Annotated in this window: 18 protein-coding genes and 1 pseudogene; 9 read left to right on the plus strand and 10 right to left on the minus strand. The window is 71.4% G+C overall.

All coding sequences use genetic code 11. From position 1 onward, the window contains the following. Positions 1-132: 132 nt before the first annotated feature. Positions 133-1,449 carry a phytase gene (locus tag ACIQHQ_RS29465; RefSeq protein WP_402617369.1) on the plus strand — a complete coding sequence of 439 codons (1,317 nt, stop codon included), beginning with the start codon at positions 133-135 and terminating at the stop codon, positions 1,447-1,449. A 284-nt stretch (positions 1,450-1,733) separates the two neighbouring features. Here the strand turns inward: ACIQHQ_RS29465 and ACIQHQ_RS29470 are convergent, their stop codons facing one another. Then, positions 1,734-3,257, minus strand: a complete 1,524-nt coding sequence (locus tag ACIQHQ_RS29470) for an alpha/beta hydrolase (RefSeq protein ID WP_402617372.1) — start codon at positions 3,255-3,257, stop codon at positions 1,734-1,736. Positions 3,258-3,378: 121 nt separating this feature from the next. Between ACIQHQ_RS29470 and ACIQHQ_RS29475 the strand changes: the two genes are divergently transcribed. Then, positions 3,379-4,323 carry a MerR family transcriptional regulator gene (locus tag ACIQHQ_RS29475; RefSeq protein ID WP_402617478.1) on the plus strand — a complete coding sequence of 315 codons (945 nt, stop codon included), beginning with the start codon at positions 3,379-3,381 and terminating at the stop codon, positions 4,321-4,323. An 83-nt stretch (positions 4,324-4,406) separates the two neighbouring features. On the opposite strand, the gene ACIQHQ_RS29480 is transcribed toward ACIQHQ_RS29475, so the two are convergent. The 5 genes from ACIQHQ_RS29480 to ACIQHQ_RS29500 form a co-directional block, all read right to left on the minus strand. Beyond that, positions 4,407-5,177: a polysaccharide deacetylase family protein gene (locus tag ACIQHQ_RS29480; RefSeq protein WP_402617375.1), complete on the minus strand. Its 771-nt coding sequence runs from the start codon at positions 5,175-5,177 to the stop codon at positions 4,407-4,409. A 272-nt stretch (positions 5,178-5,449) separates the two neighbouring features. After that, positions 5,450-6,379: a hypothetical protein gene (locus tag ACIQHQ_RS29485; protein WP_402617378.1), complete on the minus strand. Its 930-nt coding sequence runs from the start codon at positions 6,377-6,379 to the stop codon at positions 5,450-5,452. Between the two features lie 144 nt (positions 6,380-6,523). Next, a complete protein-coding gene (locus ACIQHQ_RS29490) occupies positions 6,524-6,805 on the minus strand; it encodes a hypothetical protein (protein ID WP_402617381.1) in 282 nt (93 codons plus the stop codon). A 102-nt stretch (positions 6,806-6,907) separates the two neighbouring features. Next, entirely contained in the window at positions 6,908-7,594 is a 687-nt protein-coding gene (locus tag ACIQHQ_RS29495) for a response regulator (RefSeq protein WP_402617384.1), read from the minus strand. After that, complete coding sequence (locus tag ACIQHQ_RS29500) at positions 7,566-8,813, minus strand: sensor histidine kinase (RefSeq protein ID WP_402617387.1); 1,248 nt, start codon at positions 8,811-8,813, stop codon at positions 7,566-7,568. The genes ACIQHQ_RS29495 and ACIQHQ_RS29500 overlap by 29 nt, the downstream gene beginning before the upstream one ends. A 318-nt stretch (positions 8,814-9,131) precedes the next feature. On the opposite strand from ACIQHQ_RS29500, the gene ACIQHQ_RS29505 reads away from it, so the two are divergent. Together ACIQHQ_RS29505 and ACIQHQ_RS29510 are read left to right on the plus strand one after the other, a co-directional pair. Then, the gene (locus ACIQHQ_RS29505; protein ID WP_402617389.1) at positions 9,132-9,920 is read left to right on the plus strand and encodes an ABC transporter ATP-binding protein; all 789 of its coding nucleotides are present in this window, start codon (positions 9,132-9,134) and stop codon (positions 9,918-9,920) included. Further along, entirely contained in the window at positions 9,920-12,496 is a 2,577-nt protein-coding gene (locus ACIQHQ_RS29510) for an FtsX-like permease family protein (RefSeq protein WP_402617392.1), read from the plus strand. Before ACIQHQ_RS29505 ends, ACIQHQ_RS29510 begins: the two co-directional genes overlap by 1 nt. Positions 12,497-12,735: 239 nt before the next feature. On the opposite strand, the gene ACIQHQ_RS29515 is transcribed toward ACIQHQ_RS29510, so the two are convergent. Then, complete coding sequence (locus ACIQHQ_RS29515) at positions 12,736-14,211, minus strand: cellulase family glycosylhydrolase (RefSeq protein WP_402617395.1); 1,476 nt, start codon at positions 14,209-14,211, stop codon at positions 12,736-12,738. 406 nt (positions 14,212-14,617) lie between these two features. On the opposite strand from ACIQHQ_RS29515, the gene ACIQHQ_RS29520 reads away from it, so the two are divergent. Continuing rightward, entirely contained in the window at positions 14,618-15,049 is a 432-nt protein-coding gene (locus ACIQHQ_RS29520) for an NfeD family protein (protein ID WP_402617398.1), read from the plus strand. A gap of 4 nt (positions 15,050-15,053) precedes the next feature. Beyond that, a complete protein-coding gene (locus ACIQHQ_RS29525) occupies positions 15,054-16,091 on the plus strand; it encodes an SPFH domain-containing protein (RefSeq protein WP_402617401.1) in 1,038 nt (345 codons plus the stop codon). Between the two features lie 140 nt (positions 16,092-16,231). On the opposite strand, the pseudogene ACIQHQ_RS29530 reads toward ACIQHQ_RS29525, so the two are convergent. Together ACIQHQ_RS29530 and ACIQHQ_RS29535 are read right to left on the minus strand one after the other, a co-directional pair. Beyond that, positions 16,232-16,606 (minus strand): annotated as a pseudogene (locus ACIQHQ_RS29530) (thiol-disulfide oxidoreductase DCC family protein); the annotation flags it as partial. After that, entirely contained in the window at positions 16,585-16,839 is a 255-nt protein-coding gene (locus ACIQHQ_RS29535; RefSeq protein WP_402617404.1) for a hypothetical protein, read from the minus strand. The pseudogene ACIQHQ_RS29530 and the gene ACIQHQ_RS29535, both read right to left, overlap by 22 nt. A gap of 67 nt (positions 16,840-16,906) precedes the next feature. Here ACIQHQ_RS29535 and ACIQHQ_RS29540 point away from each other — a divergent pair, with 67 nt between their 5' ends. The 3 genes from ACIQHQ_RS29540 to ACIQHQ_RS29550 all read left to right on the plus strand — a co-directional run bounded on the left by ACIQHQ_RS29540 (position 16,907) and on the right by ACIQHQ_RS29550 (position 18,442). Then, positions 16,907-17,119: a hypothetical protein gene (locus ACIQHQ_RS29540; RefSeq protein WP_402617407.1), complete on the plus strand. Its 213-nt coding sequence runs from the start codon at positions 16,907-16,909 to the stop codon at positions 17,117-17,119. A gap of 68 nt (positions 17,120-17,187) precedes the next feature. Beyond that, positions 17,188-18,030, plus strand: coding sequence for a DUF3626 domain-containing protein (locus tag ACIQHQ_RS29545; protein ID WP_402617410.1), 843 nt, complete (start codon positions 17,188-17,190; stop codon positions 18,028-18,030). A gap of 169 nt (positions 18,031-18,199) precedes the next feature. After that, positions 18,200-18,442, plus strand: a complete 243-nt coding sequence (locus ACIQHQ_RS29550) for a DUF5302 domain-containing protein (protein ID WP_402617413.1) — start codon at positions 18,200-18,202, stop codon at positions 18,440-18,442. Between the two features lie 732 nt (positions 18,443-19,174). On the opposite strand, the gene ACIQHQ_RS29555 is transcribed toward ACIQHQ_RS29550, so the two are convergent. Beyond that, positions 19,175-19,372 carry a hypothetical protein gene (locus tag ACIQHQ_RS29555; protein ID WP_402617480.1) on the minus strand — a complete coding sequence of 66 codons (198 nt, stop codon included), beginning with the start codon at positions 19,370-19,372 and terminating at the stop codon, positions 19,175-19,177. Positions 19,373-19,529 lie beyond the last annotated feature (157 nt).

Here is a 19,529-nt window from a genome sequence, read left to right on the forward strand (position 1 = left end):
ACCGTTGTGCGCTGAACGGCAGTTGGCGTGCAGTCGGCTCTTCCGTGATCACGTGTACAGAAAGCGGCCTCCTGCGCGCAAAGTTCTCCCCGCACCATCGGCATGTCCACGACGTCGATCAAGGAAGCGCTTGTGAGAACACACCGCACCGGATGCAGAACCGCCGCCCTCGTCCTGTCCACCGCCGCGCTCTTCGTGCTGGCCCCCGCCCGGGCCGGGGCCGACGGTGGGAGCCTGCCGACGGTGACACCCGTCAGCGAGACACCCGCCCTCTACGACGACGAGGCGGGCGGCAACTCCGACGCCGACGATCCGGCGATCTGGCGCAACACGGCCGACCCCGGCCGCAGCCTCGTCATCGCGACCGCCAAGGAGGGCGGACTGCGGGTGTACGACCTGGGTGCCCGCCTGGTGCAGTCGCTGCCCGCGCCCCGTCCGCCCGCGGAGGACGACGCACCGGGCCGGTACAACAACGTCGACGTCGTCACCGGTCTGCGCACCACCACCGGCCGGGCCGACGTCGCCGTGGTCAGCGACCGCGGTAACGACCGCCTGCGGATCTACCGCATCGACCCGTCCAGGCCCGGCGGCCCACTGACCGACATCACCGACCCGGCCGCCACCCCGGTCTTCTCCACCGACCAGGCCGACATCAACGACCAGCGCACGGCCTACGGCCTCGCCACCTGGCAGGACAAGTCCACGGGGCGTACCTACGCCCTGGTCAGCCGGCGGGAGCGGACCCGCCTCGCGCTGGTCGAGCTGAAGCCCACCGCGAGCGGGACCGTCACCTACCGGAAGGTCCGTACTCTCGACCTGCCCGCGTCCTTCCGCCTGCCGAACGGCACGATGTGGTCCCCCTGCGCGGAGCCCGGTGAACTTCCGCAGGTGGAGGGCATGGTGGTGGACCCCGCCACCGGTACGCTCTACGCGGGCCAGGAGGACATCGGCATCTGGCGGATGCGCGCCGACCTCACCGGCGAGCCGGTCCTCGTGGACAAGGTCCACGAGTACGGCGTCCCCGGCGTCTACGACGAGGCGACCGAGGAGTGCACGGCCGGCGCCGACCCCGGCTTCGGAGGCGAGCGGCTCTCCGCGGACGTCGAAGGCCTGACCCTGTTTCAGGAGCCGGACGGCGACGGCTACCTCTTCGCCTCCAGCCAGGGCGACGACACCTTCGCCCTGTACGACCGTGAGGTGAGCGAGAGCAACGAGTACGAGGGGGGCTTCCGCGTCGGCGCGGCCTCGGCGACCCTCGACGGGTCCGAGGAGTGCGACGGCGCCGCCGTCCTGAACGCACCGCTCGGCAGCCGCTACCCGAACGGCCTGCTGGTCGTCCAGGACGGTCACGAGACCCCCGGGGTCCCCGACGGAGAGGGCGGCACGCGCACCGCGACCGGCTTCAAGTTCGTCGACCTGCGCGACGTGGTGGACGCCGCCGACCTGTAGATCCGATCCGCGCGTGAACCTCACTGCTGCCGGGTGGCGCACGGCACCCGGCAGCGGACTCCGATGCCGGGGTGCCCGGTCGCCCCAGCTCCCGTCCGTGGCGGGGATGCGGCGAACGGGACCGGACCGCCCGCCGGGCCGGCCCCCGGCCGGGGCGCGCAGCGGCTCGCCGACACTCCTGAGGTGGCGCAGCGCCTCCCGGTGCGAGGCGATCAGCCCGGCCCGGTGGTACGGGATGCCCACCTCCGGCCGCGACGTCCCCGGGAGGCGGGCTCCTCGGGGCGTCACCCGGTCAGGTGGGTGACCACCGAACGCATCGCCCGGTGCAGGGCCGGGCGCGTCTCCTCTGGAGGGTTGAGCGTTTCGAACCCGTGGTGGCCGTTGGGGAGGTCGACCAGTTCGAGCCGCAGCGCGCAGTCCTCGGCCGCGGTCACGAACGCATCGACCGTCGTGGCGATCTCGGGTGTCTCCCGCCCGGCGCGGAGGAGGACGACGGGCAGGGGCCCCGCCTGATCGGCCGCGCTGGCCGGGTGGAAGCGGCTGCCGGACATCCCCCAAGCGGGCAGAGGGGCCAGGACGGGGTAGGAAGCGGCCAGGCAGCGCAGCCAGGCGGGGGGCCGAGCCAGCCAGTCCGTCATGAGGAGGCCCCCGCCGGAGAAGAACCACAGGGCGATCCGGTCGGCGTCCACCCGGGCGTCGGCCCGCACCCGTTCCACCCCGGCGGCGATGTCCGCGGCGGCACGTTCGTAGTCGCCGACGTCGTGGAGACGGTGGTCGAGGGTCGCGCCGACCATGCCCGCGGCGGCGGCCAGGCGGGCGTAACCCACCAGGGTCGGCCACTCACGCGGGCCTGGCCGCGCACCGGCGGGCACCGGTCCGCCGTGCACGAAGACCACGGCCGGTCGCGGCCCATCGCCGTTGGGGACGTACAGATCGACATGACCTTGGCGATCGCGGGGCAGTTCGGGCACGTCCAGCGGGAACGGCCGCAGGTGGGCAGGCACCGGCGCGTCGCCACCGGCCGCCCGCAGGCGGTGCCCCTCACCGGCCGCGGCCCGCAGCAGGACGTCGGTCAGTGCGGCGGGGCAGGAGAGCATCGGCCAATGCCCGGTGGGGAGTTCGAAGAAGGTGACCTGAGGCTGGGTCAGGACGGCCAGAGCGGGGTCGCCGAAGTCGACGAGCCTCTGCACCATGCCGATGCCGGCGCCGTTGCGGGCACACAGCACGCCCGTGACGGGGACCGCGGCCACCGCTCCGGTCAGCCGCAGCGGCTGGAGCAGGGTACCCAGCGGCTGCGGCGCCGCCAGGGCGGTCAGCCGGTCCAGGGCCGCCTCGCCCACGCCGGCGGTACTGCCCCAGCGCTCCCACTCGTCACGGGCCGGTGCCGGAAGCACCCCCTTGCGCTCGCCTGCCTCGGCGCGTTCGGCCAGCCGCGCCCGCAGTGCCTGGTCCGGCACCGCGGCCAGCGCCGGAACGCCGTTCTGCGGCATCCCGCAGTCCAGGTACACGACGCGTGCGATGCGTTCTGCCCGCCGGTCGGCGGCACCGAGCACCGGATGGATCCCGTAGTCGTGACCGACGAGCACGATCTCCCGCCCGGAGGTCAGGTCCACCGCGTCGATCGCCGCGATCACGTCATCGATGTGCGTCTCGAGAGCGACGTGCTCCGGCGCGGCGGGCCGGGCCGGGTCGATGCCCGTCAGCGGGACCGCGTGCGCCCAGCCGCCCGCCGCGGTCAGCCGCGCGGCCGTCTCCTGCCAGACATGGGCCCCGGTGAACGCACCCGCCACCAAGATGAACACCTGCACAACGCCCTCCCCGGTCCGTCACATGACGCCGCGCCGGTCGCGTACGCCATCGTCCGCGGGCCGCAGCGTGTGCCCGGCCCGCGCACCGGTACCGTAGGAACTCCCCTTAAGGGAGGTTCAACTGTCCACGCAGCACGAGCCGTTGTGGAGCATCGGAGAGCTCGCCGAACGCACCGGTGTCACCGTGAAGACCGTCCGCTTCTACTCCGACCAAGGCCTGCTCCCCGAAGCCGCCCGCAGCAGTGGCGGACACCGCCGCTACGGCGTCCCGGCACGGGAACGCCTGCAGCTGATCCGCTCCCTGCGCGGCCTTGACCTGCCCCTGCCCGAGATACGCCGCATCCTCGAGGACGAAGACGCGACCGGCCGTGCACTGGAGAACGCCGTCGACAGCCGCCTGCGTGAGCTCGGTGGTGAGGTGAAGGCCCTGCGCTGGCGGGAAGCGGCACTCCAACTGGTGCGGGACTGCCCGCCGGCTCAGCGCGCCGGTCGGCTGAGGCTCCTCAGCACGCTGAGCACCCCGCCGAGCACCGCACCACTGGCCAGGTTCTGGCGCACCTGGCTGCCACCACGGATGCCGCGCCCGGCAACCGCGGCATTCCTGGAGGTGGCCGTCCCTCAGCCGCCTGACGAACCGCACTCGTCCCAGGTACTCGCCTTCGCCCGGCTGAACGCCATGACGACGGCTCCCTGCCCGGGCGGTCGGCAGCCCCAGCCGGAGGTGCACCGAGTGGCAGGAGCCGACGGCGCCGCCCTGCTGTACGCAGGCCTCGCCGAAGCATTCGAACTCGCGGCCCCGCACCTGCGCAGGGCACGCGACCCGCATTCCGGTGAGGCGTTGGACGCCTACGTCGCCGCATACGCGAGCGCCTACCGCAGCCGCGACACCCGCGACTTCCGCCGCTTGCTTGCGGCCCGGCTATCGGCCGAGCCACGCCTGGACCGGTATTGGGAACTCGCCGCCGTCGTCCTGACTCCGCCGGGCGGCCGCCCGCGGCCGACTCCGGGCTCCGCCGACGACTGGCTGCGCGCGGCACTGCGGCGGGACAACGCCGAAGCGGCGTGAGTCACGTCCCATGAGGCAGCCGTCGGACGCCGGCCGCCTGCGAAGCGCCGGACAACCGGCCCGGGCTCGTCGGGCGGAATGGCTCAACGCACCGGGAAGCCACAGGAGTAGCCCTGTTCCTCGAGCCAGGGGAGGATCCGCCGCAGCGCCTCCACGGTCTGGGACCGGTCGCCGCCCGCGTCGTGGAAGAGAAGCGTCGGACCGTTGGGCAGTTCCCTCTTCACGGTGGCGACGATGGCTTCCGTGCCGGGCCGCTCGAAGTCCTTGGTGTCCACGTTCCAGCCCAGGGGGCGCATGCCCCGTGAGGCGGCGAGCGTGCGGCTGTACGGGGTGAAGGCTCCTCCGGGAGCCCGGTAGTACATCGGCCGGACGCCTCCGGACGCCTTGGTGATCATGCGTTCGGCGTCGAGGATCTGCTGGGACTGGTAGGCCTCGGAGTTCTTGTCCATGGCGGTGTCGTGCGACACGGAGTGGTCGCACAGTCGATGCCCGGCCGCGACCACCTTCTTCACCAGGTCCGGGTGGGCCCGTGCCTGCGTACCCACCATGCAGAACGTGGCTTTCACCCCGTACTCCCGGAGTACACCCAGCACTTGAGGAGTCCAGACGGGGTCGGGACCGTCGTCGATGGTGATGTTGACGCCGCGCGTCCCCCTCTCCGAGGCATGCGCGATGGTGGCGGCGACCGGCTCGGCGTCACCGCCGGGCGAGACGGACGCCGTCGCCTTCGGCGTTGCAGTGCCGGGGGCACCGGCCTGCGCGGTCCACACCGAGGCGCCGGTGGCCAGCGCCGTCACTCCGAGCGCCGCTCCGAGCACCTTGCCGTACCAGCCCCGCCCACTGTGCCGCGCCATGCCCGCCCCGCTTCTTCGAAGTTCCTCGCCCGATCCCCGGACACCTGACAGGACGAAGGACGGCGGCTTGGGGATCCGTTCGTTACGGACCTCGGACAATTGAGCAGGGAGTCACGGACAAGCCGGCGAACAGCGGCCGCCGGCTCCGCATCCGGCCGGGCAGCTTCCGCCCGCAGCCGATCCCGGCCCCTCCGATCCTTCGCCGACCGCGTCGACGACGCCTGCCGCGTGAGGCCGGCGGCGTCCGCGGCGCCGGATGCGGAGCCGTGGGCTCACCTCCCTGCGTCGCCGCGCAGACGGAGGTAGGCGACCGTGAGGTAGGTGTGCGCCGGTGGCAGGGCGAGCACGGTCCACAGGAGCGCTGCCGTCGCCGGCGGGGTGAGCGCTCCGGCGGCGTGTGCGACGTAGGTGTTGTGGGTGAGGTCGGCCAGGACCGCCTCTCGCGCGGCGGTGCGCAGCGGCGCGGCGACCTGCTGAACCAGCAGCCAGACGGCGCCCGCGCAAGCGGCACCGATCACGCAGGCACCCAATAGCCAGGGCACGGCGGCCCGTTGCCCCATGAGCGACCACGACCGTCGCAGCGCGGCGCGGGGTGCGAGGCCGTCCACGGCGCAGGCGGCCGGGGCGAGCAGAAAGCCCGCGCGGAGCAGGACCGCGCTCGGGGCGAGCATCAGGGCGATCCCGATCGGTGTGAAGGGCCCGTCGGTGCTGAACGGGTCGACTCCGGTGAACGTGTCCACCGCGAGGCCCAGTCCGACACAGAGGGCGCCGCTGGCCAGCGCCGCCGAGAGCACCAGGACGCCGCGAAGTACGCAGACCGCCGCGACGCTCGGGACCCGGGGCAGGGTCCGACTCCACAGGCGGCGAGCTCCCATGGACGGGTGTTCCTGCGCGGCGGTGACGCACACCGTGCACGCCGCCTGCAGCACCGCGCCGACGAGGCCGGCGCTCAGCAGCAGGGCGGGCAGTGCACCGAGGGCCGACAGCAGCACCGCCTCGGGATGGGGGAAGTTGGAGTCTTCGGCCTGTTCGGCCGCGAGCTTGTCGTTCCAGGCCTGCGCGAACTGGGGCCGGGCCAGGGCGAAGGCCGGCACCGTCGCCGACAGTCCCGTCACAGCGGCAAGCACGACGGCGCCGAGCACGATCAGCGGCAGGGATCCACCCTGCCGCCGTACGGCGGCGAACACGGATCTCCCGGGCACTGCCGCGACGCTTTCCCCCGACTCGGTATCGGCCGGTCCATGAGCGCTCAATCTCCTTTCGGATGACTGCCTCGTCCACCACCGGTCACCTCGGCGGACCATCCGCACGAGGTGTCCGCGCCGGCTCGCCGCTCTTCCGGGCCGCTATTCCTTCAGGCCGTCCACCGCTTGCTTGGCCTCCAGCAGCCCGGCGCCGGTGGCCTCGCGGTACTTCTTGATCGCTGGGACGTGCCGTCCGGCACGCGCCAGGGCCGCCACTTCCGCCAGGGCGGGGTCGTCGTCCTCCACGCCATGATGGTGCAGGAGAAGGCCGAGCTTGTGCTCCAGACGGGCCATCCGCCTCTCCAGCCGACGGGCCCGGCTCTCCACGGTCGCGACGGTGGTCAGCCCGACGAGGACGACGAGCAGGCCTATCAGGGTGTACATGACACTCTCCCTTGGGTGTGATGGGCACGCGCCGCGAGGCGCGGGGCGTTCGGGATGAGGAGGAGAAGACTCACAGGCCCGGCGGAGCCCGGTCCCGCCGCATCAGGACGGTTCGGATCCGCGGGCCGGACGCGGGGAGACCAGTCCCGAGTCGTAGGCGAGGATCACCGCCTGCACGCGGTCGCGCAGGCGGAACTTCTCGAGGATGTGGGCGACATGCGTCTTCACCGTCGTCTCGCCGATGTCCAGCTCGACGGCGATCTCCGCGTTGGACAGGCCGCGCGCCAGGATCCGCAGCACGTCCAGTTCGCGGCCGGTGAGCACGTCCAGGCGCGGCGGGACGGGCGGCGGGGACTCCGAGGGCAGGCCGGCGAAACGCTCCAGCAGACGCCGGGTGACCCGAGGAGCGAGCACGGCCTCGCCGGCGGCGACCGTCCGAATGGCCGAGACGAGGGAATCGGCGGGACCGTCCTTCACGAGGAAGCTGCTCGCCCCCGCACGCAGGGCGTCCACCACGTGCTCGTCGAGGTCGAACGTCGTCAGGATGACGACCCGGCTGGGCAGGCCGCTCTCGGAGATCAGACGGGTCGCCTCGACCCCGTCCATCCGCGGCATGCGGATGTCCATGAGGACGACGTCCGGTGACAGCCGCCGCGTCTCCTCGACGGCCTCCTGGCCGTCGGCGGCCTCTCCGACGACCTCGATGTCCGGCTCGGCCTCCAGGATGAACCGGAAGCCGGTCCGGATCATCGGCTGATCGTCAGCCAGCAGGACGCTGATGGACCGCATGGTGCCCCGTTCCTCCGTTGTTCGCCGAACCGTCGGTCTCGGGCAGGTTCAGCACGGCGTGGACGCAGAAGCCGCCGCCCGGCCGAGGACCGGTGTGCAGGGTGCCGCCCGTCGCGGCGACCCGCTCCCGCATCCCCAGCAGACCATGACCGGAACCGTATCCGGGCACGGGAGTCCCCGTCGCGCCACCCGGTCCGTCGTCACAGACGCGGACGTGCAGCCGGTCCGGTTCCTCCTCCCACAGCAGACGCACCCGGGTACGCGCCGTGCCCGCGTGCTTGACGGTGTTGGTGAGCGCCTCCTGCACGATGCGGTACACCGTCAGCTGGTACCCGGCGGGCAGCGCGACCACCGAGCCGGAGACCGCATAGTCGACGTCCAGACCGGTGGCCCGCACGGCGTCGACGAGGGAGGGCAGGGCGTCGATCGTCGGCTGGGGCGGCTCCTTGGACGGTGTGCCCTCCCCCTCCTCGTCGGTGCGCAGCACGTCCAGCAGCCGACGCAGCTCGGTGACGGTGTCCCGGCCCGTCTGCTCGACGGTGGCGTGCAGCTCGTGCGCCTTGTCGGGCGACCGGTCCTGGATCCGGTCGGCCGCGATGGTCTGCACCACCATGAGGCTCACGTTGTGGGCCACGATGTCGTGCAGTTCCCGGGCGATCCGCGCACGCTCCTGCATCACCGCGGCGCGCGCGTTGGCGGCCTGCTCGCGCTCCAGCGCCGCGGCGCGCTGCATGGCCTCGTCCCGGACGGCCGTCCGGGCCCGCGAGAGCCGGCCCAGGGCCCATGCCGCCAGCAGGAGCACCGCATCGGTCAGCAACGCCGCGAGCCGGTGCCCTCTCGGCGCGAGGAACGCCTCCGTCAGCGCGCTGAGCGGAATGAACACGGCGGCCACGAAAGCCGTCACCCGTGGCGCGCCCCGCACGGCCGTGAGGTACACGGCGATGGCCACGGACAGGTAGGTGGGACCGATCGACGTGCCGTCCGGCCCGGCGAGTTGGGGGATGTAATCCAGGTACTGCAGTGTCCCGGACGCCACCGCCATGACCAGCAGGCCGGCCAGCGGCACACGACGGTGCACGGCGAGGGGCAGCGTGGACAACAGCACCAGGAGGAGCCACCACTGGTCCGGCTGGCGCAGCGGGACGCCGTCCGGGGGGATCGCCTCCGGCAGTGCCAGGCACGCGGCCGCCGCCAGGACGGCCAGGGTCACGTCCGTCACCGCGGCAGGCACCTGGCGGCCTGCGAGTGACCCCGGTTCTCTCATGCCCCCCACGGTAAAGGGCCTGCTCACCCGGCCCCCCACCCTGAGGTCGGAGTCCTGCCGACCGCCTTCCTCCTCCCGGTCTCCTCCGTGAGGAGGAGACGCGTCGCGCACGGCGTGGTGGGACACCGTGCGGCCTCGTCCGGACGGTGGAAGCGGTCCTCTCCCTCACCCGCCGGGCGGAGGGCGTGATTCGACGTGAGGACGGAGGCTGCGGACCTGTAACGCCGGTGGACTGGAAGGACCCATCACCCACGACCGACCCAGGGGTCCCACATGCCCGGAGCACACAGTCGGCCAGCGCCTCCCGGCGCCCCCATCGGCATCGATCCGTCAGGAACCGCCGTACGGCTGACCAAGGTGACCAAGAAGTACGGCCGCGGGGCGTCCGCGGTCGTCGCGCTCGACGACGTCAGCACCGGCATCGCCGCCGGTGGTTTCACCGCCGTCATGGGCCCGTCCGGCTCCGGGAAGAGCACCTTCCTGCACTGCGCCGCCGGGCTCGACCGGCCGACCTCCGGAACGGTGCAGCTCGGCGGGCAGGACCTCGGCGAGCTGGACGAGCGGCGGCTCACCCGGTTCCGCCGGACCCGTATCGGGTTCGTCTTCCAGGCCTTCAACCTGCTGCCGTCGCTCACCGTGGAGCAGAACATCACCCTCCCGCTGCGGCTGGCCGGAGAGGGAACCGACCATGACTCGGTCCGCGGCGTGACGGCCGCGGTCGGACTCGCGGGCCTGCTCGGCCGCCGCCCCTCGGAACTCTCCGGCGGGCAGCAGCAGCGGGTCGCCATCGCCCGCGCCCTCATCACCCGCCCTGAAGTGATCTTCGCGGACGAGCCGACCGGCGCGCTCGACCCGGACACGGCCGACGACATCCTCGGGCTGCTCCGGCAGGCGGTGACCGACCTGCACCAGACCGTGGTGATGGTCACGCACGATCCCGTGGCCGCCCAGCGCACCGACCAGGTCGTCTTCCTCGCCGACGGACGCGTGGTCCGCCGTGTGGACGCGCCGTCCGTCGCACAGGTCAAGAGCGTCATGACCGAGCTGCGGAGGCCCCGTTGATGCTGCGTATCGCCTTGGCCACCTTGCGCGCCCGCGCAGGGGCCTTCGCCGCCACGTTCGCCGCGCTCCTGCTCGGGGCGGCCGTGGTCAGCGCCTGCGGCGTACTCCTGGAATCCGGGCTGCGCTCCGCCCTGCCACCGGAACGGTACGACAGAGCCCCGCTGATCGTCGCGGGCCGTCAAGCCGTCGACCTCGACGTGAAGTCCGCCGACGGATCCGAGTACCGCAGTTCCCAGCCGCTGCTCGAACGACCACGGCTCGACGCCTCCCTGGCCCGCGACCTCGCCGCGGTCGACGGTGTCGCCTCCGTGGTGCCCGACCGCCGTGTCACGGTCCGCCTGCCGGACGCGGACCGTGCCGTCACCGGCGCCAACGGGGCCGTGCCACAGGCGCACACCTGGTCGAGCCGAGTCCTTGGAGGATTCCGCCTCACCGAAGGGCACGCGCCCCAGGGTGCCCGGCAGATCGTCCTGGACACCCGTCTCGCGGCCCGGGCCGGGCTGCGGACCGGCGACAGCGTACGGCTCATGACCACGTCCACTCCGCTCACCTTCGAGGTGGCCGGACTGGTGGCCCTCGACGAGGACCGCACTCCCCGGCAGTCGGTGCTCTACGTCTCCGGGGCCGCGATGCAGCGGCTGGCTCCCCTGTCCGGTGCGTCCGCCGACGCCTTCGGCGTGTTCACCACGCCGGGTACACCGTCCTCGGAGGTGGTGCCCGCCGTCGAACGGGTACTGGCCGGGCACCGTGCGGCGGTGTACACGGGTGACGAACGCGGCGAGGCGGAATTCACCGACATCGCGGTCGGTGCGGCCAACCTCGTGGAGCTGGCCACCGCCATCGGCGGCAACGTGCTGCTCGTGGCCGTGTTCGTGCTGTGCGCCACGACGTCCCTCGCCGTCCGCCACCGCCATCGCGAGATGGCCCTGCTGCGCGCGATCGGCACCACCCCGGGACAGCTGTACCGCATGATCACGGCGGAGTCAGCGGTGGCGGGTCTCGTCGCGGGCGTGCTCGGCTGCCCTCTCGGCGTCGGTGTGGTCCACTGGCTGAGCGGACAGTTCGCCGGTCGCGGCCTGGTACCGCCGGACTTCCGGCCGGTCATCGGCCCGCTCCCGTTCCTCACCGCCGTCGGTGTGACGGTCCTGACCGCAGTGACGGCGGCCCTCGTCGCCGCCCGGAGAGCCGCACGCGTCCGCCCCACGCAGGCGCTGCGCGAGGCCTCCGCCGAGCCCGCGCTCCTCGGCAGGGGCCGTCTGATCACCGGCGGTGTCCTGCTCGCGCTGGCGGTCTGCGTGCTGGGTCTCGGCATCGGCTTCCGCACCGACTTCCTCACCCTGGTCGGTCTGGCCAACTCCCTCGTCCTGCTGCTCGTGATCGCCGCTGCGGTCCTCGGTCCGCTGATCAGCCGCACCACCACGGCCCTCCTCTCCCCGCTCCTCGACCGGACCGGTGTCACCGGCTGGCTCGCGGCGGCCAACTCACGTGCCCGTGCCGCCCGGACGGCGGCCGCGGTCACCCCGATCGTCCTGGCTGTCTCCTTCGCGGCGACGGTCGTCTTCACCCAGACCACTCAGCTGAGCCGGTCCACCGAGGAGATCCGCTCCGGCACGGTCGCCGATCACGTGCTCACCGCTCCCACCGGCATGTCGCCGGAGCTCGCGCGCCGGGCCGCCGAGCTGCCGGGGGTGGCGGCCGCCACCGGTGTGGTGCGGTCCAAGGCGGTCGGTGTGGGTTCGCTGCTCGGCACGGAGGAAACCGTCTCCCTGACCGCGCAGGGACTCCGGCCGTCGGCCCTGTCCGCCACCGTCGACCTGGACGAACGCAGGGGGAAGCTGTCGGCCCTGGCTCCGGACACGGTGGCCCTCAGCACCACGGCGGCCTCGTGGCTGGGGCTCGACGTCGGGGACCGGGCGCGGCTGTACCTCGGGGACGGAACGCCCTTCACCGGTGAGGTGATCGCCGTGTACGGCAGGGGACTCGGCTTCGCCGACCTCACCTTCGACCACGACCTGCTCCTGTCCCACACCACGGCGGGCGTCGACCAGTCGGTGCTGATCCGGTCGGCCCCCGGCGCCTCCGGCGACATCGCACACCGGCTGTCCGCTCTGGCGCGGGCCTTTCCGGGAGCCGAGCTGAGCGGAGCACTGGCGGCCGATGCCCAGGTCGAAGAGCAGAGGGCGATGGCGTGGGTGAACTACGTGGTGGTGGGTGTCATCATCGCCTACACCGCTCTCACCGTCGTCAATACACAGGCGATGAACACCGCGTCCCGGCGCCGGGAGTTCGCGCTGCTGAGGCTGACCGGCAGCAGCCGGTCGCAGGTACTGGGCATGCTGCGTCGGGAGAGCTTCACGGTGGTCGCGGTCGGAGGGCTCCTGGGAACGCTGCTTTCGGTGCCGCCGCTGGCCCTGGTCGCGCTGGCGCTGACCGGCGGACCGATACCGGCGGTGCCGGTGCTGGGCTGGCTCGTGATCGTCGGATCGACGGCACTGCTGGCCATGGCCGGGACGATGCTGCCCGCCCGCCTGGTGCTGCGTGTCCGTCCGGTCGACGCCATCGGGACGAAGGAGTGACGAGCGAGTGGCCGCGGGGGGAGCCCTCAGGGGACACGCGGGATGCGCGTCAGGGACGGGCCGGGGCGGCCATGCGATCCGGACGCGTGGTGAGCACGGCGGACCGTGGGGCCGGAGCATGCTCGGTGGGGCCGGAGCATGCTCGGCGGCGCGTCGGGCGTGAGGCGTGGCCGGGCCCTGCCGGCGATCACTGCGCCCCGCCCGCCCGGATCGACGGGCGGGGCCGGGCAGAGAAGGGGTCAGCTGGTCGGGAAGTCGTCAGGGGTGCGGATCTGCTCCCTGATCCAGGTCCCGGCCGGCTTCAGCTGGGCCGTGCCGGTCCAGGGGCCGTCGGCGTTGCATGTGCCGGGCTTGAAGACGGCTCCGGACCGCTCGTCATCGGAGAAGTTCCAGTTGACCCAGCTGATCTTCTTCGCTGCCATCAAGTCGATGTAACGCTTGGTCATGGTGAAGTCGTTCGCCCCTTCGCCGGCGGAGTTCTGCGTGCCGAACTCGGTGACGAAGACGGGCAGCTTGTCGGCGGCGCGAGACAGGGTGTCGAGGTACTCCTCGCGGTGCGAGGACGCGTAGAAGTGGAACGTGTACAGGATGTTGGTGGCGTTGACCGGGTCGGCGGTGACCTCGTTCTCGCTGCTGCCGTCGGAGACGCCGAGTGAGGACCAGGCGCGGGTGCCGACCAGTACGGGTGTCTCCGGGTCCTTCTGCCGGATGACCGGGATCAGCTGTTCGGCATAGGACCTGATCCTCGACCAGCTCACGCCGTTGGGCTCGTTGGCGATCTCGTAGAGCAGGTTGGTCTTGTTCGCGTGGCGCTGAGCGATCTCGGTGAAGAACGTCCTGGCGCGCGACAGGTTGTAGTGGGGGTCACCGGGGGTGAGCTGGTGCCAGTCCACGATGACGTAGAGGCCGCGGGCGGTGGCCTGCTCGATCAGGCTGTGCACCATGTCGGTGAAGCGCCGCGGGTCGCTCTCGTAGCCGCCTTCCTGTACGTAGGTGGACACGCGCAGGACGTCGGCGTGCCAGTCCCTGGCCAGCGCGTCGAGTGAGCCGCTGGTGAGGCACTGGCTGTACCACTGGGTGCCGTGGCTGCTCATCCCGCGTAGCTGGACGGGCTTGCCGTGCCGGTTGCACAGCTTCGTTCCGCACACTCGAAGCTGCCCGTTGACGGCAGCGGGTGTGTCGCCGGCCGGGCCGCCGGAGGTCTCCAGCGAGATGCGGTCCACGTTCGGTCCGCCGTTGGCGGTGGTCGCGGTCGCCCTGATCGTGTTCGCCCCGGTCCTGAGGTTCACGTTGAGCGTGGTGGTGGTCCAGTTGGTCCATGCGCCCGTGCCCGGGAAGGCTTTGCCGCTGGATGCCATCGCACCGTTCACCGTGATGTCCATGGGGCGGTTGGTGGCGGTGCCGTTGGCGAAGCGCAGGGTGAGGCCGGTCGGGCCGGCCTGCGTGACGTTGACGGTCCACTGCACGTAACCGCCCCGGACGTTGTCGTAGTTGACGAAGCCGTCACCGGTGAAGCCGGCGTGGTCGGACTCCACTGCACCGCGCGAGATGACGGCGGATTCAGCCTCGTGCACGGTGGCGGCACGGGGTGAGGCGGCCGCACTGTCCGCCGAGACGGCTGCCGTAGCGGGAAGGGCAGCGGATAGGGCCAGCGCCAGGGCGACGGCCGCGCCGGAGCCGCGCGGTGTGGGATGGGACGAGCGTAGCCAACTCATGGTCAGGACTCACTCCATCGAAGAGGGGGCGGGCTCCTGCGGCCGCGACGAGCGTGGGGGTGACCGCGGGAACCCTCAGACAGGAAACCTTCCTAACGATCCCCAGAAGTAGCAGGGCCGTGGCGCGCTGGGCAAGGGGCGGGCAAGCATGTCATGTGCACGCAATGGCGGACGCGTCCGTCCGGGAACCGGGCTCCTGGGAGAGGGTGGTTCACGGATCTTCCTCTGTGGGTAAAACGGCCCCAAAGACGGAGGTAGCCTGCGCGGAATCCATAGGGCACCGGTAGATCTCCGGTCGTTCGGCAGGATTCCCGTTCTCGGGGGTATCCATCCCGGCTGTGCCGTATCAGGGTGCAATGGTGGAGGTCAGCCCTTCGGCAACCACACCGATCAGTAGAGGCACGCAATGGATCCATGGCTGATCTGGTTGATCATCGCAGCGGTTTTGGCCGCGGCGGAAATCTTCACGCTCACTGCCGCGCTCGGAATGCTGAGTGCGGCCGCATTGGTCACGGCGGGGTCCGCCGCGGTCGGGCTGCCGCTGCCGTTGCAGTTCCTGGTGTTCACCCTCGTGGCCACAGTCACCGTGCTGTTCGTACGCCCCCTTGCGCTGCGCCACGTACTCCAGCCTCCGGCGGAGAGATTCGGCGTGGACGCACTGGTCGGCAGGGGTGGCTATGTCGTCTCAGAGGTGACGGGCATGGGAGGCAGGGTCCGCATCGACGGTGAGGAGTGGACGGCCCGCGCCTACGACGAGACGCTGGTGATTCCCCCCGGAAAGATCGTCGACGTCATGGAGATCAGCGGCGCCACCGCGATTGTCTACCCCCGGGACTGAAACCATGGAAACCTCGGCCTTTCTGATCGCCGGCCTGTTCGTCGCATTGCTCGCGGTTTTCACGGTGGTGCGAGCGGTGCGCATCGTGCCCCAGGCGCGTGCTCGCAATGTCGAGCGCCTCGGCCGTTACCATCGGACCCTCAATCCGGGCCTCAGTCTCGTGATCCCTTACATCGACCGCGTTCATCCGGTGATCGATCTCCGGGAACAGGTGGTTTCCTTCAAGCCGCAGCCGGTTATCACCGAGGACAATCTCGTCGTCGAGATCGACACTGTTCTGTACTTCCAGGTCACCGATCCGCGAGCCGCCTTTTACGAGATCGCGAATTTCCTTCAGGCGGTCGAGCAGCTCACCGTCACCACCTTGCGCAACGTGGTGGGATCCATGGACCTGGAGAAGACCCTCACCTCACGGGACACCATCAACAGCCAGCTGCGTGGAGTCCTGGACGAGGCCACCGGAAAGTGGGGGCTGAGGGTCAACCGGGTGGAGATCAAAGCCATCGATCCTCCGCAGTCCATCAAGGACGCGATGCAGAAGCAGATGCGAGCCGAACGGGACAAGCGGGCCGCGATTCTCGGAGCGGAAGGGCAGCGCCAGTCACAGATCCTCACCGCCGAGGGCGACAAACAGGCCGCCGTCCTGCGCGCGGAAGGGAACCGTACCGCTGCGATCCTCCAGGCCGAGGGGCAGTCACGGGCCATCGACGAGGTGTTCCAGGCCGTACATCGCAACGACCCCGACCCCAAGTTGCTCGCCTACCAGTACCTCCAGACGCTGCCCCAGCTCGCGCAAGGCTCGGGCAACAACTTCTGGGTGATCCCCAGCGAGATCACCGCCGCACTCCAGGGCGTGTCCCGCGCCTTCACCGAGGTGCTGCCCCAGTCGCCGGCCACCCGCGAGAAACCCCCTGACGACATGGTCGCCCAAGCCGCCACCGACAAGGCTCAGGCCGAGGAAGCCGCGGCCGCGGCCCTGGCCGACGCGGCCGAGGCCGAGGGCGCCACCCCCGATGCCTTCCCGTCTCACCCGCCCCGCTGACGGCGAACGGCGTCTCTGCCGGCACCACTCGCCCGTCCCGTCGGCCGATTCCAGCGCGACGCGCCACCCGGCTCGTCACGCTCCTCGACCTCCCACGGCGCGGGACGCGCCGGGGATATCGCGGATTGCGCCCGGTGTGTCTTCGCTCCGGGTGCCGCGCACGCCGCTGTCCCTCCCGGGAGTCGCCCGCGGTGGGCGGCCACCAGGCGGTACACGCCGTGCGCGGCCCAGCGCACGGGCGGCAGAGTCAGGACCGCTCCCACGACGGACCACACCCCGCCCCCGCTCAGCAAAATCCTCGCCACCGCCTGCGCCCCGCCGTACGCCCGCCCGGTGGGTGTCACCCACAGGGCCTCGTACCGGGCACGCTCCGCGGTGACGCCGAGCGACGCAAGCTCCGCGTGCTGCCACGCCACGGCATCGCAGCGGGGCCGCACCAGACGCTGGACGACGCCCACCGACGTGGTGCAGAAGCCGCAGTCCCCGTCGAAGATCAGCACTGGTCGCATCCGCACGCCTCCATCGTGCCGCACTCTCGGCCGGTCCGGGGCGTGGAGCGCCGGCCGCACGCGGCGGGGAGGGGCGCCGGTGTCTCGGACCGGCCCGAGGCGGTGGGTCCGTCGAGGACGAGGTCGTAAACCTTCAGGGCGGCCGGGTCTGCCGGACCTGCTTTCCCGCGGGCGTACAGGGACGGCGACTTGATGCCGGCGAACGGGTTCGGACCGTTGGAGATGGTGGAACTGATCATGGGTGGGCAGCACTTGATCCCGGGAAGCATTCCGGGGGTGGGCCCCCGGGAGGGGCGGTGACGACGAGTGAGTGAGCAGGGTGGCCGCGACTGGGTGTGCATGACTCCCGACGAGTTCGACCGTGACGCGCCGCCGCGCCCGGAGGTGGACGGACGGATCCCGGCCGAGCTGGACGAGTGCGGTACGGCTCCCCTCTTCGGCGACGAACCGGCCCCGGCGGGGGCCGGCCGGCCCGCTCCCCGCTCTGCCCAACGAGGCTGCCAGGGGCGCCTGTTCTGACAGTGATCCCTGCCGGCGGTGGCTATTTTGGGGTGCGCTCATGCCCGCGACTTGTGCAGACTCCACGCATGGTTGCCGACACCGCCGTCTCGCTTCACGAGAGGGCTCTGCGACATGTCGCGGCATCGTCCAGGGGGAAGCCCCTGCCTCCGGACCTGCGGGTGACGATGCACTTCCATCCTGACCGAGCCGCGGGGAACCGTCCCATCCTGGCCCAGATGGCTCACGACGGCGTCTACCGGTCACAGTTCGTCACAGGAACGAGCAACGACGGACTGACCGCTCACCCGGGCGGAGACCGATGGCGCTGGGAGAGCCGCCTCTTCGCCGGCGCGTATGACGACGCCCCACCCGACCAGCGTCCTGTCTACGGTGCGTTGAACCACCGTCGTGATCCGGTCGGCGGTGCTCCGCGATTCGGCTCCTCCTACTTCCGGCTCACGCCTGAAGCTCTCACGCGCGCTACTTTCTGCCACCCGGACAGCTCCGCCGAGCCGTCTGCGTTCGGCATCGCCGGTCGATGCTCGCTGCTCGAACTCGCTGAGGCAGCGGACACGGATCTCCTGGACAACCACATCGAGGCACAGATCCACGGGCCTGTCAGATTCGACCGGGACGTGGAAGCGCTGGTGCTGGACCCCAGCTATCGCGGTACGGCGGTCGAAGCCGCGGCAGAACGCCTGCCGTGCCCCGTCGAGTGGCATCCCGGTTTTCGACTCGGTGTGGACGAACTGCGGCAGCATCGGCATTACCGCGGTCAGGTGTCTGTGGATCTGGGAATCGAGATCGCTGTCGCAGGCCGGCTCACTCCCCGGGTTGTCGGAGATGCCGCCCGCACCGGTCGCTACGCCCTCCAGGACCTCAAGAAGGTCTGGCACCGCCTGGCCCGGTTCGGGAAGCTGAGCGGCTGACTTCACCACGCCACCGCGCACCGTCGGACACCCCCACGCCCGACCATGGGAACGCACGCGCCTGGGCGGCAGCCAGGGGCGACGGCGGTCGGCGTAGCGGGCGGCGCCGCTCACGCGGTGCCCGGCATGACAAGCTGTGCTTTCCAGCGTCCTAGCCCAGGAGGTCACTATGGCCGCAGAGTCTGCATCACACGAAGGATCGGAGTCGGCTGACGCCGAGAACACCGACCTCTCGCCCGACGACGACGGTCAGTCCGACCTGAAGCGCAAGTTTCGGGAGGCTTTGGCGCGCAAGCGCGGCCTGCAGGCGGATGCCGCCGACCTCGCTGCGAACACCCACGCGTCAAAGATCCGCGGCGCGCACGGCCCGGCCGCGAATCAGCGGTCGTTCCGGCGCAAGAGCGGAGGCTGAGTAGGCGCGGCCGCCAGATGAGACTCGGCAGGACACGGCCTGGCAGCCCTACCGATGAGGGGGGCCGGGTCCTGCCCGGTTGGCGAGGAAGGGGCCGTTGGGCCCGCCGCCGGGGAGCCGTGCTCCTTGTCGAGGTGTACAGACGCCGCCGCACCCTCACGCCCGCATCTGACCGCACCGGCTGAGGACGATCACCCACGCCGGCCACGGCGAGCACTGTCCCGCCGAGAGCGGCACCGGAAGGGTGGAGGCATGCGCCGACTGCTGCTGCTCGCACCGCTGTTGCTGTTCACCGTCGGCTGCGCGGCGGTGCAGTCCTTCCGGGAGTGAGGGCGACGTACGCACGGGAGCTGGCCGGGAAGGTGGCCGAGCGGCTCTACGGCCGGCGTCCGCGCACGGCGGAGGAAGTCGGCTCTCCGCTTCCGGAACCGACGGGGTGGAGGTGCTGCGGGTCACGGGTACCTCGACACACGACGGGGGCGGCATCGACGCGGTCCTCGCACATGGGGCGCGGCGTACAGCGGACGGCCCGACCCTGAGGAGCGTTGTGCGGCGCTGTTTCGCGGGCGCGTGTCGCCCGGGTCGAAAGTCGGGTCCCCCGAGGACCGGCAGGAGGGCCCGGCCGTACGAAGACTCCTCGCACAGCGCTTCCCGCTGCCCACCCGGGGCCGCAGGTACCCCTTGGGCCTCGGGTACGCCCAGGGCGACCGGAGACATGGCGTGCCGGTCGCCTCATTCCGGCACCGGCCGCATCTCCACGACCCGCAGTCCCAGTGACTGGCAGCGCGCCAGCAGCCCGTACAGGTGCGCTTCGTCCACGACCGGGCCGAACAGGACCGTCTGGCCGGCCATCACCACATGGCCCAGCTCCGGAAACGCTCTGGCCAGTGTCTCCGAGAGATGCCCCTCGACGCGGATCTCGTAGCGCACGAGCTTGTCCTCCCACGGCTGCCCGGGACAGGCGGACGCCCTTTCCGCCATCGTCCGCCTCCCTGCCCGGTCGAACCTCACCCGAAGCAGGTGACCCGACGGTGACAGCCATGAGCCGCAGTGATGCGCCGGCGACCTGAAAGCGGCCGCCGACCTG

This window comes from Streptomyces sp. NPDC092370 (genome assembly GCF_044755265.1).
In the GTDB taxonomy this organism is placed as follows: domain Bacteria; phylum Actinomycetota; class Actinomycetes; order Streptomycetales; family Streptomycetaceae; genus Streptomyces.

What these genes read in the sequence shown, in the direction of transcription:
- ACIQHQ_RS29490 (WP_402617381.1), bottom strand. Translation starts at nt 6,805, where the DNA reads ATGTACACCCTGATAGGCCTGCTCGTCGTCCTCGTCGGGCTGACCACC.
- ACIQHQ_RS29545 (WP_402617410.1), top strand. Translation starts at nt 17,188, where the DNA reads ATGGTTGCCGACACCGCCGTCTCGCTTCACGAGAGGGCTCTGCGACAT.
- ACIQHQ_RS29505 (WP_402617389.1), top strand. Translation starts at nt 9,132, where the DNA reads ATGCCCGGAGCACACAGTCGGCCAGCGCCTCCCGGCGCCCCCATCGGC.
- ACIQHQ_RS29480 (WP_402617375.1), bottom strand. Translation starts at nt 5,177, where the DNA reads ATGGCGCGGCACAGTGGGCGGGGCTGGTACGGCAAGGTGCTCGGAGCG.
- ACIQHQ_RS29510 (WP_402617392.1), top strand. Translation starts at nt 9,920, where the DNA reads ATGCTGCGTATCGCCTTGGCCACCTTGCGCGCCCGCGCAGGGGCCTTC.
- ACIQHQ_RS29520 (WP_402617398.1), top strand. Translation starts at nt 14,618, where the DNA reads ATGGATCCATGGCTGATCTGGTTGATCATCGCAGCGGTTTTGGCCGCG.
- ACIQHQ_RS29525 (WP_402617401.1), top strand. Translation starts at nt 15,054, where the DNA reads ATGGAAACCTCGGCCTTTCTGATCGCCGGCCTGTTCGTCGCATTGCTC.
- ACIQHQ_RS29535 (WP_402617404.1), bottom strand. Translation starts at nt 16,839, where the DNA reads ATGATCAGTTCCACCATCTCCAACGGTCCGAACCCGTTCGCCGGCATC.
- ACIQHQ_RS29550 (WP_402617413.1), top strand. Translation starts at nt 18,200, where the DNA reads ATGGCCGCAGAGTCTGCATCACACGAAGGATCGGAGTCGGCTGACGCC.
- ACIQHQ_RS29515 (WP_402617395.1), bottom strand. Translation starts at nt 14,211, where the DNA reads ATGAGTTGGCTACGCTCGTCCCATCCCACACCGCGCGGCTCCGGCGCG.
- ACIQHQ_RS29495 (WP_402617384.1), bottom strand. Translation starts at nt 7,594, where the DNA reads ATGCGGTCCATCAGCGTCCTGCTGGCTGACGATCAGCCGATGATCCGG.